This window comes from Methanosarcina sp. MTP4 (assembly GCF_000970045.1).
Lineage (GTDB): Archaea > Halobacteriota > Methanosarcinia > Methanosarcinales > Methanosarcinaceae > MTP4.
On sequence record NZ_CP009505.1, the window covers coordinates 2988075 to 3006744 of the forward strand.

Below are 18670 nucleotides of genomic sequence, written 5' to 3' on the forward strand. Positions count from 1 at the left end.
AACAATGGTTATTATATATCTTCATCCAGCTCATCGTCCTCGTTTTCAAGGAAATAATCACTCAGTGAAAGTAAAATAATCCCGATTAATACAGTTATTCCACCAAGGACTTTGTTGACCGTAAAGAGAACAGCTCCAAGAAAGATAAGAGGAAACCCAAGAGCTACTCCCCTGCCTTTCATGAAGAAATCTTTTATCAAATCACTCAATGTCATCTTAACTTATTCTCCTCCGCTGTCCAGAATTTCTACATGGCCCTGGAATCCATTATTATCCAGCAGAACCTTTTTTGTTTCCTCGAGAAAGTTTGATTTTTCTCTGGAAAAGACCTGATAAATATGAAAAATCTTATTCCTGCGTTTACTCTGCCTTTTTTTTGGATAAAGGGTATTCATCTATTAAGTACTTGAATGTCTCGATTTTCTCATAGGGAAATTTAATTAATTTCAGTATCGGAAGCAAGATTATATAAGCACTAATTATAATATATGTTCAGGGGGAGACTGTAATAGATCAGCAGCAGAACGCACATGAAGAAAGATAAAAAGAAAAATGTGCTGCCTGCATTTGTAGAGACGGATAATTTCAGTTATTATTATTAATTATTTGTATTCAGCGGCATAGTTCTGATTCGAACAAAAGTAACAGAAAACACCGGGGGGTAAAATTTCTGGACTACACGCTACGAGTAGGGGGAGAAGCAGGGCAGGGCCTGCAAACCATTGGAGGCGCTCTTGCAAAAGTCTTTTCCCGAAACGGTTTTCATGTATTTACGCACCAGGACTACATGTCCCGGATCCGCGGAGGACATAATTTTTACCAGGTCCGCTTTTCAGACAGGCGGGTGACGGCGTCCAGGGACGTTCTGGACATCCTTGTAGCCCTTGACCTGAACACAATCGAGACGCACAGGAAAAGCCTGGGAGAAGAGGGGATAATCCTTTATGATTCCGAAAGCATCAAAAAGACATTCGAAGAGCCGGAATTCATAGACGTACCTTTCAAAAAAATTGCCCTTGATGTGGGGAAGAACAGGGTAATGGTAAATACCGTGGCAACAGGAGCCGTGCTGGGGATACTGGGGATGGGGCTGGAAGCCCTGGAAGGAATCCTGAAAACGGCATTCAAGAAGAAAGGGGACGAAATAATCGAGAAAAACATTGCCTGTGCCCGGGCAGGATACGATTACGCCCTTTCCAGCTGTCCCCGCTGTGAAGCGTTCAGGCTTGAGGAAACAGGGAACAGGAAACTCATGCTGATAAACGGGCTCCAGGCAATAGGGCTGGGAGCCCTTATGTCCGGCTGCAAGTACTATTCCGCCTACCCGATGACACCTTCCACCGGGATCATGAATTTCCTTGCCTCAAAAGCAGGGGAGCACGGGATAATTGTCGAACAGGCAGAAGACGAGGTAGCAGCCATTAACATGGCGATAGGTGCCTCCTTTGCCGGGGCCAGAGCCATGACAGGGACCTCGGGAGGAGGGTTTGCCCTGATGGTAGAAGGCCTCTCCCTGGCAGGCATGACCGAGACCCCGATCGTGATAGCCGAAATACAGCGCCCGGGCCCGGCAACGGGCCTTCCAACCCGGACCGAACAGGCAGACCTCCTCTTTGTCCTTTATGCGGGACATGGGGAATTTCCCAGGGTCATCTTCGACCCGGGAACCCCGAAGCAGGCTTTCCACCTGACAAACAAAGCCTTCGAACTTGCGGAGAAGTACCAGGTCCCCATCTTTATCCAATCCGACCAGTACCTTGGAGATTCCCAGTGGACCTTTGAGGGCTTCGACCCGGGACGCCTTATCTACAACGATTACCGCCTCCGTGAAGCGGACCTTGAAGGTTCCGGGGAATACAAACGCCATGCCTTATCCGGCACAGGCGTCTCCCTCCTTGCAGTCCCGGGAGAAGCCGGGAAACACCTGGTCGTAACAGACAGTGATGAACACGATGAGAAAGGGCATATCATTGAAGACTCGGAAACCCGGATAGAAATGGTCCGAAAAAGGCTCCTGGAAAAAATGCCCCTTATCCGGAAAGAAATGGAAGCTCCGTACCTTTACGGAGACGCATCCCCAAAAATCGTGCTTGTGGGACATGGCTCTACCTACGGGGTGATAAGAGAGGTCGTGGACATCTTTTCGAAGGAGCAGAAGATTTCGATGCTGCATTTCAGCGAAATATACCCTCTCCCGGAAAGCGACAGGTTCGACTATCTGGACCTTCTGGAAAATGCAGACCTTGCAATCTGTATCGAAAACAATGCCTCCGGACAGTTTGCAAAGCTTTTCAGGGCCGAAACCGGATTTGAGTTTACACACCTGATCACGCGCTACGACGGGAGGCCCTTTACCATTGAGAGCCTGAAGGAGGATTTGCATGCCTACATTTGAAGCCTATGAAGGCCAGGTCCCTGCCTGGTGTCCGGGCTGCGGGAACTTCCAGATCCTTTCAAGCCTCAAGCAAGCGCTGGTGGAACTTGACATAGAGCCCTGGGAAGTCCTGCTTGTCTCCGGGATAGGCCAGAGTGGGAAATTGCCTCACTATATGAAATGCCACACCTTCAACGGGCTGCACGGAAGGACTCTCCCTGTCGCTACAGCCGCAAAACTTGCCAACGATGCCCTGCACGTGATCGCCGTTGCCGGGGACGGGGACTGCTACGGGGAAGGGGGAAACCATTTCATCCACGCCATCCGCAGGAACCCGAACGTAACCCTGCTCGTGCACGACAACCAGATCTACGGGCTGACCAAGGGCCAGGCCTCTCCCACCTCGGACCAGGGCACCCGTTCGAAGGTCCAGCCCTTCGGCTCTCTCTCGGAACCCATGAACCCGCTTGCCCTGGCAATCTCCCTGGACTGCAGCTTTGTTGCCCGGGGCTTTGCAGGCGATCCCAGGTACCTGAAAGAATTAATGAAAGCCGCCATTTCCCACAAAGGTTTCGCCCTCCTGGACATCCTCCAGCCCTGCGTGACCTTCAACAAGGTAAATACGTTCAAATGGTACAGGGACCGGGTATACAAACTTGAAGAGGGATACGACCCCTCCGACCGCCTCAAAGCCTTCGAAAGAGCCCTGGAATGGGGAGAAAGGATTCCTAACGGAATTTTCTTTAAAAACAACCGGAAAACCCTCGAAGAACTGGTACCGGTAATCCGGGAAAAACCTCTTGTCAGGCAGAAGTTTTCCCCCGAAGAAACAAAGCGTGAGTTGGAAAAATTTTATTAAAACTCCGCCCCATATTTTTTATTTAGATTGTATTAATACATATACTGTTTAATTTATTGAATTAAACATCTCTTTTACAAAATAAAAATATTATACCCGGATATAACATAAGAAATATTGGAAATCTGTTATAATAGATTGGAATAAAAATCCCAAAAACTGAAGGCTGCTCCTCCAAAGTTCCTGAGATTTGAAATATCAATTCTCAAAATAAGCCCAGGATTAAACAATTTTTTTGTTTAAATTCAATTTTTTAGAATAAATGCAGATATAGTAACTATAAAATTATTTGGGCAAAGTTAATATGTTAGTAAAGTTATACTATCTGTTGTAAAATTGTGGGTATGTATATAGGGGTCATTTACTGGAAGAACTACTAACCACCCGATAGCCATAAGGCTCAAATCCAGGGTAGGGAGGTGGGGTCTTTAGTGATTTCTATATACTTTTAGTCAAAAACAAAAAAATATGAGGAGTGAAAACATGAAAGGGATTTTTAGTATCTTCCGTAAAGACGAACGGGCCTTCACCGGGCTCGAATCAGCAATCGTGCTGACCGCCTTTGTAGTGGTAGCAGCCGTATTCTCTTACGTAGTTCTCGGAGCCGGGTTCACAACCTCCGATACCGCCAAGAAAACTATTGATGAGGGTGTAAAACAGACAACTTCCTCTGTTGAACTTTGTGGAGATGTTATTGCAATAGAAGGGGGTACAGATGGCACGGTTGGTTATATCCTCACAACTATCCAGCTTACAGCAGGGCAGTCACCAGTTGACATAGGGGAAAATAGTGATGCTGGCATGATGGTCGTGTCTTACACCGACAGCAGCCTCTATAATCCAAATACGACCTGGTCCAAGAGATTCGTGGGAGACAATGACGAGGACGATGTACTTGAACTGCACGAGAAAGTAGAACTCAACATCACTGTGCCCGATGGAGCCGAACTGTTAACCAACACCACTGCGGTAAACCAGGAGTTCAGGCTTGAGCTCAAACCATCAGTTGGTGCAATCGTTCCGGTATCAAGAGTTACACCGCCGCAGATTGACACTGTGATGTGCCTGAGATAATTTCGAAAATAGGGGAGTGATCCCCACCCCCTCTCTTTTTATTACTTTCAATAACTTGAGGGGCCGGATGAGGGATATTAACCTTTTTTCAGGTGTTTAGCATGGAACTGGATAAAAGAGTAGCCGGACTTGAAACCGAATTCAAGATCATAAAAGGAGAAATGAGAGAGTTACTCGTAGATATCAGGGACCAGATGAACAGGACAGATAATCCTTTCTGCGGAATCCAGAGCCAGGGAGCACCGACGGTTGAGGCACCGAAAAAAGAGATACCGGTGGAGGGAGAAAATACCGAAGAAAAGCTCCCGGAAGAGGGATTTGAAAGCCCTCCCACGGTTCCGGGAAATTCCCCGGCTGATAAGGAACGGCAGGGGATAATCGGAGGCAATCCAGGTGCAATAAACCCGGAGGCAATCCAAACTGCACGGGAGAGCGTGAAACAGGAAGGAAAAACACAGGAAATTCCTGTACAGGAACCCGCAGATTCCGGGCGAAAAGAGATAGACACCCCCATGATCGTGGAACTGATGCGCTGGGTGGATTATGCGGTCAGGACTGTCGGGCACAGCAACCTAGATGAACTCCTGAACCTCTACAACGTCACTGGACACCTTTCCGATGAGTTAAAGGGTGTTCTTCAGAATATTGCAAATCTTTCCATTGAAGAACCTGCCGAAGAAAGCAGGGTAAGCATGAAGGAAAACATAGTGGTGCTTTCGCATTTGAGTACAATCCTGAATCCGGGGAAATCCGGAGGAAGAATCCAGCCTATCTATGGGGAGACCGGCTGGGAAGGGGAGAAAAAAGACAAAAAAACAGAACTGGCTTTTAACTGAATTCGAGAGAAAACAGGGAAAAGGCCAGGCCAGGAAATAAGCCGGGGGGCAAACTATTGAGTGGGGATTCGATAAGTGCTGCGATTCTAACGACAGCTTCCGTAATCTGTGCATTTGCATTTATTTCAGCCGTGTACCCTTCCGTCATTACCGCAGGGGACCCCATCATGAGCCGCGCAGACGCAATGGGGGACCAGATCCTGACAGATACGGCGATACTTCATGAAATGGTTAGCTCCGATGAAACGGAGGTCTGCGTCTGGGTCAAGAACATAGGTTGCAGCCAGATATCCTCAGGTCTGATAGATGAATCGGACCTTTTTTTCGGCCGGGCCGGGAACTTTGAGCGGATAGCGTATGACGAAAGCGCAAGTTCGACGCCGACCTGGAGCTATTCAATAGAACAGGGTGCGGATGACAACTGGGACACCGGAGAGACGCTTAAAATCACAATTAAACTTTCAGAATCTTATGCGTTTGTAAGCGGAGAAAAATATTTCATCAAGTTCAATGCGTACAACGGAGTTTCGGAAGAGACCTATTTCACGGTGGCATAATGAGGTGGCATAATGGGGTTTGGGTCAATCATTGCAGCAATGGTCTCGGTTTCAGCCATTCTTCTTGCATCCTATGTCTGCTCCAGAGGAGGGTTTTACATGGCAGACGTGCTTTCGGATTCTTTCGTGGAGATGCAGGAAAACAAAAACGAGATGCTCAAAACAGAAATAGAGATAATAGGGGCCACAACAGACGGTGTTGATATCCTTCTTTCCGTTAATAACACCGGAGCCGTGAAAATCGGGGATTTCGAATATATGGATGTGATCGTCCTGTACTGCAACTCATCCAACACAACAAAAACCGTCTGGGCTCCGTACCAAGAAGAAACTGCCCCTCTTGCCGGGAACCACTGGAAGGTGCACAGCATTTCCCCCGACCTGATAAACCCCGGGATCTTTGACGCAGGGGAGATAATGGAAATGCAGGTCAGGCTGAATGCCTCAGACCCCATAGGGAACAACAGTGAAAACTGGATACAGGTAACAACCCCGAATGGAGCGGGAGATTCGGTATATTTTAAAAGGTAGAAATGAAACCCGTTAAGATTAGTATAAAAGGGGATTGAAAACTGAAAGATAATCCATGAAGATTGGTGTAGAAAAAGGACATTAAAGACTGAAAAATAAAGAATTGGATGGGGAAAGAGATGAGTGACAGGGCTCCGGGGGAGGAAATTCAGGGGAATGGATCATTATTTGGCGCAGAGGACTCCCTTGAAGAAATGCTAGAAGAAATTACGGGGGAGGAAAAAGCCCCTCTTGAGGTCATATCTTTTGGACACCTGGAGATTGACAGGAAGATGGAAGGAGGCGTACCTGTTGGTTCCCTGAGCCTGCTTGAAGGAGGAAACGATAGTGGCAAATCCATCCTCCTGCAGCAGATTATGTGGGGAGCTCTGGACCAGGGAAAAACCGTGCTCGCCCTTACGACTGAAAAGACAGCAAAAGATATGCTGAGGCAGATGGAAAAGCTGGCCCTTGACGTCTACGACTATTTCATAATAGGAAGGTCCAGAATACTCGAAATAGACGCTAACTACATTGAAGAAAATCCCCAAATTAGTGAAAAACTGCTCCTGATGCTCCTCGAATGCATCAAAAGAAGTGAAGAAGAGCTTGTCCTTATCGATTCCCTAACAGCTTTTGTCGTGAATTCCCCGGAAAATGCCATATTAAACTTTTTTACCGAATGTGTAAAGCTCTGCGATAGGGGAAAAACCATCCTCATAAGCGTCCACGGTTATTCGTTCTCAGAAGCACTTCTCTCCCGGATAAGATCAATCTGCGACGCCTACATGGAACTCAGGATAGAACATGTAGGGGACCAGTGGATAAAGACCATGGAAATCCAGAAGCTCCGGGGAGCAAGGAAGGAAATCGGCAACATGCTGAGTTTTGATGTAGAAAGCGAATACGGGTTGAAAATCATCCCGGTCTCGAAAGTGAAGGCCTGAAAAAGGAAATCCGCTAACCCCTGGAAATACGAAGATAGAAGGAAGACCAGTAGAAGAAAAGTTAGTAGACCAAAAAAGATCAGCAGAAAAAACAGCTGAAACTGAAAAAAATAAAGCAGTGAAACCTGAAAACCGGGACTTAAATATACTGGAGAAAAGTGAAGGATCCGGAAGAAGCGGTAGAAAGATTTCGGCGACAGAAGAACGAAAAACCGGATGAGGATTTGAAAATGGAAGCTCTGCCTTTTGACCCGCTGCCTGGCCCGGATAACGGCGGACGTTCCCGAAAGCAAGTGTATGCCAGGCTTTCTCCCGAATTTAAGGAATTCGTGGACAGGGAAGAAAACCGCCACATCCTTGACTACCTGTGCAGGGTTCCACTTGAAGAAATCGGCATTCCGGAATTCTATCCCCATATATCAAGGGCTTTGAAAAACAAGAGGTTCCCCAACCTGATCTACCCCATAGGAGGAGGGCTTGCTGTCCATATTTATCCGGATAATGAAGACATGAGAAACTATTACATTCCTATCGAGCCCTCTATTTTCCAGAACGTTGACAGCCTCCTGACAGATGTGGAAAGAGTGCTTGTAGACGTTGTCCAGGACCTGGAAGTAAATACGAAAGACCCTGAAGAGAGAAAGAGACTGCTAAAAGAAGTGCTTGAAAAGGTCTGCATTGTAAATGAAACGTTAGAGAGAAATCCAGAGGGAAATCCAGAGGGAAATCCAGAGGGAAATCCAGAGGGAAAAGCAGGGGAAGCAAAAAGGGGAAAGGGAAAAAAATCAGGAGAAACGAAAAAAAGCAATGGAGAAGAAGCAGAACAGGGCGATGGGGAAAAATCAGGGGAAAAGGATGAAAACGCAAAGGGGCTCTTAAACAAATGTTTCAGGAATGTTGGCCGGGTTTTCAATAATAAAAATAAGCAGCAAGTCCAGGTAACACCCGAAGAATTCAGAGCCGTCAAATATCTCATGATAAGGGACAAGGTAGGGATGGGGGTGCTGGAGCCCTTGCTTGCGGATACGAACATAGAAGATATCAGCTGCAGCGGACTTGGCAGGATCTTTGTAGAACACAAGGTTTTTTCTGCCCTGAAGACGACAAACTCGTTTCAGGAGATGGAGGAACTCAACTCTTTTGTCATACAGATGTCCGAAAAGGTGGGTAAACCCATTACCTACCGGGACCCCATTGTTGATACTGCACTTCCCGACGGGTCCAGGATCAACATCGTCTTCGGGGAAGATGTCTCAAAGCGGGGCAGCAACTTCACAATCAGAAAGTTCATGGGAACCCCAATCTCAATCCTCGAGCTGATCGAATTCGGGACCCTCGACTACACAATGGCTGCTTACATGTGGATGATGCTCAGGGCAGGGATGAACTGCTTTGTTTCCGGGGAAACGGCTTCGGGAAAAACCACCATGATGAACGCAGTGACCACCTTTCTCCCTCCCAATTCCAAGATCGTTTCCATCGAAGATACCCCGGAACTGCAGGTGCCACATAAGAACTGGACCCGGGAAGTTACGAGGACCTCACGGGAAGAAAGCAACTCCGAGGTTTCGATGTTCGACCTTCTGAAAGCAGCCCTGCGCCAGCGCCCGAACGAGATCATTATCGGGGAAATCCGCGGCGTTGAAGGAAACATTGCCTTCCAGGCCATGCAGACAGGGCACCCGGTAATGTCCACATTCCACGCCGCCTCCGTTGAAAAGCTGATCCAGAGGCTAACCGGGGATCCTATCAGCGTCCCTAAAAATTATGTGGATAACCTGAACGTGGTTCTCATCCAGAGCGCGGTAAACGTGCCCGGAAAAGGGCTCGGCAGAAGGGTGCTCACCGTAAACGAAATAGTGGGCTATGACTCCATAAACCAGGCTTTTAATTTCATGGACATTTTCAAATGGGACCCTGCCACTGACACATTCAAATTTACGGGGAAGAACAATTCCTACCTGCTGGAGCAAAAGATCGCCCCACGCATGGGGATCCCTGAAAACCAGGCAAGGAGAATTTATGCAGAACTTGACAAAAGAGCAAAAATCCTCAAAAAAATTCATCAGGCAAAAATCATCAATTTCTATGACCTGTTTGACATGCTGATCCGGGTTGAGGAGGCGGGGGTTACATAATGAATATAGTTAGAAGGATCGGCAATATGGGGATAGGGGAAAAGTTCGGCAATTCAGAGGCAGGAAAAAAGTTTAGCTATGCATCCATAGGGAAAAAGCTCGGCAATTCAGAGGCAGGAAAAAGGTTAGGCATTGAGGAAATAAGAAAAAAGCTGGCTGGCTTGAAGGTAGTTGAAAGGATAAGCGACGATATGCTTTTCCTGCTCACGTACATGGCGGCGATTTCCACGGCAGACATCGAAAGGAACAGGATCTTCGATAACGCCGGAGCCCAGAAGGAATATGAAGCCTCGGTATATTTCAAACAGGTCCATACCCTTGCTTCGAAATGGGGGTATGAATACGCAAAGGCCTGCAAGTATATCTCGCAAAAAATGCAGGATGCTTACCTGGCGAAATTTTTCGGCAGAATGGCAAACATTCTCTCATCAGGGGAGCCGGAAAAAAATTTCCTGAAACACGAAAAAATCACACGGGAAGAAATATATTCGAATGAATACGAACGAAGTGTGGAGTCCCTGAGGAAATGGACCGACGGATACACCGCCCTTATGGTATCAATGACCCTCGTGGTGACCATAATTCTCATATCCGTGATGATCTACGATATAGGAAACATAGAGACTCTCGCCTCAATGACAGTCCTTTTAACGATTTTTACCTCATGCCTGGCGCTTTACATAATATACAAAGCAACCCCCGCCGAAAAGAAGATCCATAAGCTCCAGCACAGATCAAGGGAACAGAAACAGATAGAGCTCTTAACCCGGGTCCTCCTCCCCCTGGGAACGCTTTCCATAAGCTTCCTTTTCATCCACGGGACAAAGGTAGAACTGATCCTTCTGGCCGTGCCCCTCTTCACACTTCCTATCGGCATCCTTGCAATGATCGATGACCGGAAAATAGACGAGAGGGACAGCAGTTTCCCTGCCTTTGTAAAGACCCTGGGAACCCTTGCCGGAACCGCGGGGATCACCATCAGCAGTGCAATGGAAAACCTGGACAGGGGAAATGTGGGTTGCCTGGGAAGAGGAGTTGAAACGCTACACCTGGGCCTTTCCATGGGGATCAAAACAAGCCTCTGCTGGGAAAAGTTCGTAGGGGAAACGGGTTCCGAACTGATCAACAGGTCCTCGAAGATCTTTACCGACGCCGTCGAACTCGGGGGAGATCCTGCGGAAATCGGAAGCATCGTTTCTTCCTCAAGCCTCGCAATAGTCCTGCTCCGGATGAAGCGAAAAATGGTCAGTTCGGGCTTTCGTGGACTTGCAATAGTCCTGCATGGGGTGATGGTTGGACTCCTGATCTTTGTCATGGAAATTATCCGTAAATTCAGCGAGCTTGTATCAACCATGAACGAGGCACACATCTCGATGCACGGGGATATGAGCGGGATTTCCGAAATGGGGATTAGCATGTTCAATGTGACGGACAAAGTGCCCTTTCTTGACAGTTTCACGCTTGCAGTTGTGCTTACCCTCACGATCTCAAACGCAATAGTCGTGAAAATCGTGGAAGGGGGAGGAAATTACAAATTATTTTTCTATGGGGGGCTCATGTCAGGGATTTCAGGAATTTCAATGACCCTGATCCCTCCCATAGTATCAACAATGTTCTCATTTGAGATGTAAGGAGGCAATGAATGAAAGTGTTCAGAGACCTCATATTCAGGCTGAAATACGGAGATGAAAGCGATATAGAGAAACTGATGAAAAACAGGGAAGAAATCAGGGCTGAGATCAAAAGCCTGATGAAAAAGAAAAGGGAGATCGAAACCCGCATAGATAAAGTGCTTGCTGCCCAGGAAGAAACCAGGAAAAGGGTAGAGAAGCAAATGGAAATGGAGAAAAAAGGGAGGAAACAAAGGGCAGGGAAAGCAGGGGAAAAAACAGGAATCCTGGGAAAAACAGGAATCTTAAGGAGAATAGGGGGAAAACAGGATCAGGGGAGCGGGAAAAAAATCCCGGAGAAAGATGGAAAGAAACCTGAAATCCGGAAGAAAAAGGAAAGGAAAAAAGAAGAAATTTTCCTTCAGGAAGGAACTGAAGATGCGAAAAAAGTGATCGATTCCGAAGTAGAGGAAGCAGCGGAACTTATGGCAGAAACAATTATAGAAGCAGAGCTGGAAGCAGGATTGAAAACCGGAGGAAAAACAGAAGCAAACCCCGGAGAAAGATCAGGAGTGGAAACGGAAGCAAAAACAGAAACGGGAGTGGAAACAGAAGCAAGAGATAAGAAAACTCCCTCAGGGAAAACAGATAAATTCTCTGCTCTCTTCTCAAGCCAGATTTCCCCTGAAAATGAAGATGATTCCGAAAAAACAACAAAGGATGAAAAAGGAAAAGATGGAAAAACGTCAGCAGACTTTTTCGGAGCCGACCTGCTAGAAGAGCTTCTTAATGATGATTCCCTCAATGAGGAAGAAGAACAGAGCATCTTGAAATTTATAGAGGATACAAGCACAGAGGAACTCATCAGTGGTTTAAGAGACGTGAGAGAGAAACTGTTCATAGCAGGTTCATGAAGTAAAGAAACTGTAGTAAAGAAACAAAATTAAAAAAAGGGGATGGGAATAGAGACACTTAAGGCTCCTTTCCCGGTGCTTAACAATCAGCATTTAAGGATAAAAAGTGTATTTCCAGATCAAAATTTAATCAAGATGGAAAAGCCCTTCTTTTGCCTTGGCCAGGTGCTCATTCGCCTCCTCGACTTTCTTAGCGGCTTCAAGGATTTCTTCGGAGGCATCAAGGAAGCCGTCTTTCTTGGCTTTCTGTGCCCATTCCACGAAGCTCTTGTTGTGGCTCTCATTGTGTTCGATCCAGTGTGAAATCAAGTGTGAAAGCTTGTCTTTATCTAATTCTTCAGACATTAGATATTCCCTCCACTTTTTATATGCATTTCATTGTATAAATTCTCACTGGATGTGTACCGGGTTTTTACAGTGTTACCATAAAGAGCAAAATGAGACTAAAAAAGGAGATAGAGAAGTTAAAAACGAAAAGGTAAGGAAAAAGTGGGGAAAAATAAAGGGAAAGAAAAGGGGAGAAAATATTGGGGAGAAAATATTTAAACTGTCCTCGGGTCCGTGATTTCCCCGGAAAGGGCCGAAGCCGCGGCTGTCGCAGGAGAAGCAAGGTAGATAAAGCCGCCTTTGCCCATCCTGCCCCTGAAATTCCGGTTGGCGGTGGAGACACAGACTTCCCCTTCCCCAAGCACGCCCTGGTGGGCTCCCAGACAGGGCCCGCAGCCGGGAGTCGAGATGGTTACCCCGGCTTTCAGGAGGGTCTGCATGGTCCCGTTTTCAATTGCCGCAAGGAGAGTCGAGCGGGATGCGGGAATCACGATGGTCCTGACAGCAACTTTCTTTCCTTTCAGGATCCCGGCTGCAACTTCCAGATCTTCGAGCCTTCCGTTGGTGCAGGTCCCGATGAAGACCTGGTCCACATGGGTGCCTTCCAGTTCCCCGACAGGCTTTACATTGTCCACCTGGTGGGGGCAGGCAACCTGGGGTTCGATGTCCCCTGCATCATATGTAACTTCTTTAACATAGCTGGCATCAGGGTCGGCATAGACCGGATCAAAGGGTTCAGCTTCCCGGTTTTTAAGGAACTCGAAGGTCTTTCCGTCTGGGGGTACGATTCCTGTTTTTGCCCCCATTTCGATTGCCATGTTGCACAGCGTCATCCTGCCCGAAACGGAAAGCCCGCTGATGGCAGGCCCGTAAAACTCCAAGGCCTTATAGGTCGCGCCTGCTATCCCGGTTTTTCCTATCAGGTAGAGGGTTAGGTCCTTTGCATAGACGCCTTTTCCAAGTTCCCCTTCCACGGTCATCCTGATGCTTTCCGGCACTTTGAACCAGAGCTTGCCTGCGGCAAAGATCTCGGCCATGTCCGTTGCCCCGACCCCGGTTGCAAAAGCCCCGAAAGCCCCATAGGTGCAGGAATGGGAATCTGCTCCAACAACCAGCTTTCCCGGCAGGGCAAACCCGTTTTCAGGCAGTACCTGGTGGCAGATGCCCTCTCCCACTTCATAGAAGTTAGGGATCTGCTGCTCCTTAACCCAGTCCCGGATCTCGTGCTGGAGCCCGGCAGCCGTTTCATTGTTCGCAGGGGCAATGTGGTCAAAGGGAATTACGATCCTTTCAGGATCCCAGACCTTTTCCACCTCCATTTCCTTAAAAGCCTTTACCGCCAGGATGGAGGTGCCGTCGTGCGCCATTGCGTAGTCCACGTTTGCCAGCACAAAATCGTTTGCCTTTGCCTCGGTTCCCGTTGCCCGGGAAAAGATCTTCTCGCTGATAGTTCCCAAAAGTAAGTCTCCTTTCCGATGATGAAATGATAGTGAATGAGAGTTTGAAAGTGAATGGAAATGAAAGAGAGTGAAATTTAAGGTTTGATAAAGGTTTGCTGAATCACAAATTCAGATTTCTGAACTCACAGTACCGAAATATAAATAATTAATGGATTTTCACGCTGGAATAAGGTCAAAAAAGGAAGTTGCGGAAAAAATGTATTTTTTCTTGCAGATCAAATCCCGGATACGTACCATTGCACAAGCAGCCACCCTTAAGGAAAAAAAAGGAATGGAAAATGGCACCCGAACAAGGAATGGAAAACTGGAAAATAAAAAAGGAGCAGAACTCCAGGCTTAAAAATCGAAAGTCCTATTACAGGGCTCCGATCCTCTCCAGAAAACCTTCCAATGGCACGGAATGGGTCTGGAAGCCGCAGACTTTATACGGGTCGGCTCCAAGCGCAAGGGCCACGAACTGGCCGATGTTCATGTGGACTGTATCGTATTCGACCCCGAACTCTTTTTCGATTACGGGCTGGTAGCGGTCGTACTGGATCTGGCAGTTCGGGCACATGTGGAGCATGAGTTCAACACCTGCGTTTTTCAGGCTGTCGAGTTTTGCCTTTGTGACCTGGAGAGAGGTATTCCTGTTCAGGTGAAGCTGGGAAAAGCCCATGCCGCAGGTAAGCGTGCGGTCCTCGTACCAGCGGACCATATCGGCTCCGCAGGCTTCTGCTATGTCATCTATTAGCTGAGGGTTTTCGGGGTTTCCGACCACGTCCTGGTACTTGACTTTGTAATAATGGCAGGCGTGATGGGCTGCCGCTTTGACCCCGGAAAAGTCGAGCTGTTTTTTCTCCCGGATAAGGTCGACTTTGCTCAGCAGGACTTCAACTGCATGGTAGAAGCTACTTCGGGGGTCCATGTCGCCTTTTTCGTAGACAAGGTCATCCAGGCCTTGTTCCCTGAAGATGGAATTGACCTTTTCCCGGACCTCAGTATTGGTATTGAGAAGTTCGCAGGCTTCCTTGTTTACGGCATAACAGGTGGAGCAAAGACATGTGATGTTCGGGTAGCCGCATCTCCTGGCAACGGCAAAGTTCCGGGCGGCTATAGCGGCGGTTGTAAGCCCTTCGAAAAGGTCCGTATAATGCCCGATCCCGGTGCAACAGGACTGCTCTTCATTAACAAAATAGTCCACACCAAGCCTATCAAAGGCATAGCCTGTGGCACTTTCGATCCCCGGATACTCCTGGCTTACCATGCAGCTCTTAAACAATAAGAGCTTCCGGTCCGGGACATTCTCTATAGGTTTCAAAACTAAGATCTCCGCTTATACACTCGTTTTTCTTAAACTCCGCACTGGGGAGTTTCATGACTGGTGGCTTCATGGTTGACGGTTTCACGGTTAACGGTTTCAGGACTGGCAGGGTGGGAAAAGCCCGACACATTCCCGTTGCCACCGGACCGGATCCATTTTTCCCTTTCAAAAAAGCCTGTGCCTTCAAGGATAGCCCGTACCTCGCTTCCCGTGTCCCTGATATCTCTGGGCTTTAGCCCTAGTTCGGCCCGGATCGAGTCAAGGTCCCGTTTAAAACTTATCCAGCGCCCTCCGAGATCTTTCTCCATATTCCGGACTCCGGGGCCGGGGATCCTGCTTGCTCCGTTTTCTGCAAAATATTCCCCAGCATCGACAAAGTAGGCAAGCTTCTCAAGTCCGATTCCTTCGTTAATTGCCATCTGGCGGAGCACCTGGACGATTGTCACGGGGCTGTTGTTCCGGGGGCAGCGCAGGTTGCAGGAGTAGCAGTAAAAACAGGACCAGATACTTTCATCTTCCAGCACGCTCCGGTCGTTTTCAAGTACCCTCTTTACGAGCTGGCGGGGGCTGTAGTCCGTGAAGCGGGCGGCAGGGCAGGAAGCCGTACAGGCCCCGCACTGGATGCAGCGATCCAGGCCCAGAGAATCAGGGGTTCGGATGCTTCTTTTAGCAGTCTCTGCAAGGGTTTCGCATTCCGGGGTATCGTATTCGTTCACATGTATAAGCATCATCTGATCATCTCTCCTCATCTGACCATCTCTCCGTTCATCTCCCCTTCCCGGGCAAGGCTTGTGAAAGTGCCTGCAAGCCCTTTTGTGTTCGGAACATAGGCTTTCTTGAAATGGAGCCGGCAACCGTCAGCTCCGAGTTCCTCTTTTAGCTTTTCAAAGTGCCTGAGCGCAAGGGGGAATATTATTTCGGCCCTGGGGTTGTCGGGGGGGTCCTCCACAAAAAGGACGGAAGCTGCCCCGTGCCTGAGGGCATGCCGGATGAGTTCCTTATCAACCACCAGACATGTGGGCACCTTAACGAGTTTGACGTTTGAGGGGTAACTGAGCACGCTGTTTCCTATGTTGTCGCAGGTAAGGGAAGAAATCCCACTGTTTACAAAGCCCAGCAGGTCTCCGGCTTCAAGCACCCCTTCTATTTCTGCTTTCAACTGGCTTTTCGTAAAACCGGCAACCTGGACAGCCCCTCTTTCGCAGATCTCGGTGCAGTACCCACAGCCGGTACAGACCAGGGGGTCCACAACCACCCGACCGCTTTCGGAAAAAGAAAGAGCATCAAAGGGGCAGCTCAGGCAGTCCCCGCAGCGGGTGCAGGTCAGCTGGTTTATGCTTACAAGTTCATGCTCCAGGACCTTCGGGCTGTCCGCAATAAACGCCCTGGCCCGCGCTGCAGCAAGCCCTGCCTGAGCGATGGTGTCCGTGATGTCCTTTGGCCCCTGGGCAGTCCCGCAAACAAAAATCCCGTCCACCGAGCTGTCAACGGGTTTTAGCTTGGAATGCCTCTCCTTGATAAAGCCGGTCTCGTCCTGGCTCACATTCAGTACCCCGGCAATTTCCCGGGTGCCGGGAGAAGGCAGCATTGCGGCGGAAAGCACCACAAGGTCGGCAGGGAGTTCGAGAATTTTCCGGTTCAGGGTATCTTCTACCCGCACAATAAGGCTTTTGTCCGACTTTCGGATAACTTCGGCAGGCCGCCCCCGCACAAAGGAGACACCCATGTCCTGGACTGCCCTGTAATAGTTTTCGTAAAAACCAAAAGCCCGCATGTCGATGTAGCAGATCGTGATTTCGGTATCCGGATATTTTTTCCTTATCAGGCTTGCGTGCTTCAGGGCAGCCATGCAGCAGTACCTGGAGCAGTAGGGAATGCCCCCTGCTTTTTCATCCCTTGAACCCACACACTGGATCATGACGATTCTCCCGGGGACCGGGGGATCGGACAGCTTTTCTTTTAGGGAGGAGCTTTCAGAGGAATTAAGGGCAGGATCATTAGTAGGAGCATTGGTGGGAGAATTAGAGGGATCATTAGTAGGAGCATTGGTGGGAGAATTAGAGGGATCATTAGTAGAAGCATTAGAGGAATCAGGATTAGAATTTCCGGCATCCAAATTTCCGGCATCCAAATCGCCGAGATCCAAATTACCGCCATCAGCGGCATCTGAAAGCCTCAAAAGTTTTCCTTTTGTGGGCCCGTTGATCCCGAGCATCCGGGCAAGTTCCATCTGGGTCAGCACGTTTTCAAAGATCCCGTAGCCGTACTGGGGTTTTTGGGAAGCGTCATATTCTTTGAAGCCTGTTGCAGCAATAATTGCCCCGAAATTGAGTTCAAGGACTTCCTCCTGCTGCCCGAAATCGATTGCTTCTGTCCTGCAGGCTTCGGCACATTTCCCGCAGGGAACCCCGTTGAGCTGCAGGCAGTGGTCAGGGTCGATAGAATAGGTTTTTGGGACGGACTGGGAAAAGCGCATGGAAATTGCTTTTTTATCCTTATGTCCGCAGTTGAACTCGTTTTCCACAAGAACGGGGCACACGCGGCTGCAGCGCCCGCAGGCTGTGCAAGTATCCCGGACGTATCCGGGCCGGGTCCGGAGCGTTACCTTGAATTTACCGGCACTTCCACGGACAGCTTCGACTTCGGTCCGGGTCAAAAGGGTAATTTTAGGATGAGCTGCAACCTCGTTCATCAGGGGACTGAGCGAACACATGGCACACTCTTCCGCGAGCTTATCCGGGGAAAAAATCTTCCCGATCTTTGCCATCTGCCCGCCTATGCTCGAATCTTTTTCAACGAGGTAAGTGGGGATCCCGTTATCTGCAAGGTTCAGGGCTGCGGTTATCCCTGCTATACCCCCACCAATGACCAGGGCCTGGGGGGAGATATCCACCTTGATATCCTGCAGGGGCTCTCCACGGTCCAGACGCTTCAGCTTCCCCCGGAGGAGGGTGATTGCTTTTTCCGTGGCTTCGGCTGTATCAGGATGGACCCAGGCACACTGTTCCCTGAGGTTTGCGATTTCGAGCATTGCCCTGTTCAGGCCCGCTTCCTTGACGCATTTATTAAAGAGGAGTCCGTGTTTGGAAGGAGTGCATGAGCCGATCACAACTTTCTCCAGGCCTTTTTCCTCAATCTTGCTTTTTATCAGGTCCTGACCAGGGCTCGAACAGAGGTACTCATAATCAAAAACAGAAATTCCTTCGGCTTTAAGAGCTGCTTTTACGGCTTTGATGTCAACATGTTCGGAAATATTTCCGCTGCAGTGACAGATGAATACGGCGGTTTTCTCCGGGGGGACAGTCATCAAGTTAGAGTCTGCCCGGATTACGTATTTAAGTATTGCCAAAACATGCCTCAAAAATTACCTAAACAGGACATTTTTAGAGCCACAGTATCAATACAAGGACATATTTCTACGGAAACGGCATGAAAAGTGTCACACAGCCCCCAACAAACCTGTTTTTTACACACTGTGGACAGAGAAATACCGGGAATCTTCAGGATAAAAACTAATGAAAAAACTCCATTTAACAGCCTGTTTTTCAGGGTTTCGGATTATAATCGGGATTTTTAGGGCAGGATTCAGAGGGCTCACGGTCCAAAAGTATTTTATGGACATATAATTATATATATGGAGAGAGAGTATTTTATTAAAATCAGCCGATATATCCAGATCCTGCGGGATGTTTCCGAATCCATCCTATATAAAGGTAAAAATATATTATAAATGAGACCGTATATTATTGCTAAATGAAGTA

Annotated in this window: 16 protein-coding genes; 10 read left to right on the forward strand and 6 right to left on the reverse strand. The window is 48.3% G+C overall.

Features of this window, described 5'->3' with window-relative positions:
- Positions 1-11: 11 nt before the first annotated feature.
- Positions 12-215 (reverse strand): hypothetical protein, encoded by a 204-nt coding sequence (locus MSMTP_RS12345; protein ID WP_048179873.1) that lies wholly within the window; start codon positions 213-215, stop codon positions 12-14.
- Positions 216-670: 455 nt separating this feature from the next.
- Between MSMTP_RS12345 and MSMTP_RS12350 the strand changes: the two genes are divergently transcribed.
- From MSMTP_RS12350 to MSMTP_RS12395, 10 genes are all read left to right on the forward strand, one after another.
- Positions 671-2395 (forward strand): 2-oxoacid:acceptor oxidoreductase subunit alpha, encoded by a 1725-nt coding sequence (locus tag MSMTP_RS12350; protein ID WP_082090616.1) that lies wholly within the window; start codon positions 671-673, stop codon positions 2393-2395.
- Entirely contained in the window at positions 2382-3233 is an 852-nt protein-coding gene (locus MSMTP_RS12355; protein WP_048179879.1) for a 2-oxoacid:ferredoxin oxidoreductase subunit beta, read from the forward strand. The genes MSMTP_RS12350 and MSMTP_RS12355 overlap by 14 nt, the downstream gene beginning before the upstream one ends.
- A 483-nt stretch (positions 3234-3716) precedes the next feature.
- On the forward strand, positions 3717-4307 hold the full coding sequence (locus tag MSMTP_RS12360; RefSeq protein WP_052718397.1) for an archaellin/type IV pilin N-terminal domain-containing protein: 591 nt from the start codon (positions 3717-3719) through the stop codon (positions 4305-4307).
- A 101-nt stretch (positions 4308-4408) separates the two neighbouring features.
- Positions 4409-5143, forward strand: coding sequence for a FlaD/FlaE family flagellar protein (locus tag MSMTP_RS12365; protein ID WP_048179882.1), 735 nt, complete (start codon positions 4409-4411; stop codon positions 5141-5143).
- A 56-nt stretch (positions 5144-5199) separates the two neighbouring features.
- The gene (locus MSMTP_RS12370; RefSeq protein ID WP_048179885.1) at positions 5200-5700 is read left to right on the forward strand and encodes a hypothetical protein; all 501 of its coding nucleotides are present in this window, start codon (positions 5200-5202) and stop codon (positions 5698-5700) included.
- A 12-nt stretch (positions 5701-5712) separates the two neighbouring features.
- Positions 5713-6231, forward strand: coding sequence for a hypothetical protein (locus MSMTP_RS12375; protein WP_048179888.1), 519 nt, complete (start codon positions 5713-5715; stop codon positions 6229-6231).
- A gap of 119 nt (positions 6232-6350) precedes the next feature.
- Entirely contained in the window at positions 6351-7157 is an 807-nt protein-coding gene (locus MSMTP_RS12380) for an ATPase domain-containing protein (RefSeq protein WP_082090746.1), read from the forward strand.
- Between the two features lie 230 nt (positions 7158-7387).
- Positions 7388-9295 (forward strand): type II/IV secretion system ATPase subunit, encoded by a 1908-nt coding sequence (locus MSMTP_RS12385; RefSeq protein ID WP_048183525.1) that lies wholly within the window; start codon positions 7388-7390, stop codon positions 9293-9295.
- Complete coding sequence (gene flaJ, locus MSMTP_RS12390; protein WP_231582772.1) at positions 9295-10926, forward strand: archaellar assembly protein FlaJ; 1632 nt, start codon at positions 9295-9297, stop codon at positions 10924-10926. The genes MSMTP_RS12385 and flaJ overlap by 1 nt, the downstream gene beginning before the upstream one ends.
- Before the next feature lie 11 nt (positions 10927-10937).
- Complete coding sequence (locus tag MSMTP_RS12395; protein WP_048179890.1) at positions 10938-11819, forward strand: hypothetical protein; 882 nt, start codon at positions 10938-10940, stop codon at positions 11817-11819.
- Positions 11820-11945: 126 nt separating this feature from the next.
- On the opposite strand, the gene MSMTP_RS12400 is transcribed toward MSMTP_RS12395, so the two are convergent.
- The 5 genes from MSMTP_RS12400 to hdrA form a co-directional block, all read right to left on the reverse strand.
- Positions 11946-12164 carry a hypothetical protein gene (locus MSMTP_RS12400; RefSeq protein WP_231582773.1) on the reverse strand — a complete coding sequence of 73 codons (219 nt, stop codon included), beginning with the start codon at positions 12162-12164 and terminating at the stop codon, positions 11946-11948.
- A 197-nt stretch (positions 12165-12361) separates the two neighbouring features.
- On the reverse strand, positions 12362-13594 hold the full coding sequence (hacA, locus tag MSMTP_RS12405) for a homoaconitase large subunit (protein ID WP_255351049.1): 1233 nt from the start codon (positions 13592-13594) through the stop codon (positions 12362-12364).
- Positions 13595-13961: 367 nt separating this feature from the next.
- Positions 13962-14906 (reverse strand): ferredoxin:CoB-CoM heterodisulfide reductase subunit HdrB, encoded by a 945-nt coding sequence (gene hdrB, locus MSMTP_RS12415; protein WP_048179899.1) that lies wholly within the window; start codon positions 14904-14906, stop codon positions 13962-13964.
- A gap of 32 nt (positions 14907-14938) precedes the next feature.
- Positions 14939-15658: a ferredoxin:CoB-CoM heterodisulfide reductase subunit HdrC gene (hdrC, locus tag MSMTP_RS12420; protein WP_231582774.1), complete on the reverse strand. Its 720-nt coding sequence runs from the start codon at positions 15656-15658 to the stop codon at positions 14939-14941.
- The gene (hdrA, locus tag MSMTP_RS20020; protein ID WP_048179902.1) at positions 15655-18216 is read right to left on the reverse strand and encodes a ferredoxin:CoB-CoM heterodisulfide reductase subunit HdrA; all 2562 of its coding nucleotides are present in this window, start codon (positions 18214-18216) and stop codon (positions 15655-15657) included. Before hdrA ends, hdrC begins: the two co-directional genes overlap by 4 nt.
- Positions 18217-18670: the final 454 nt, after the last annotated feature.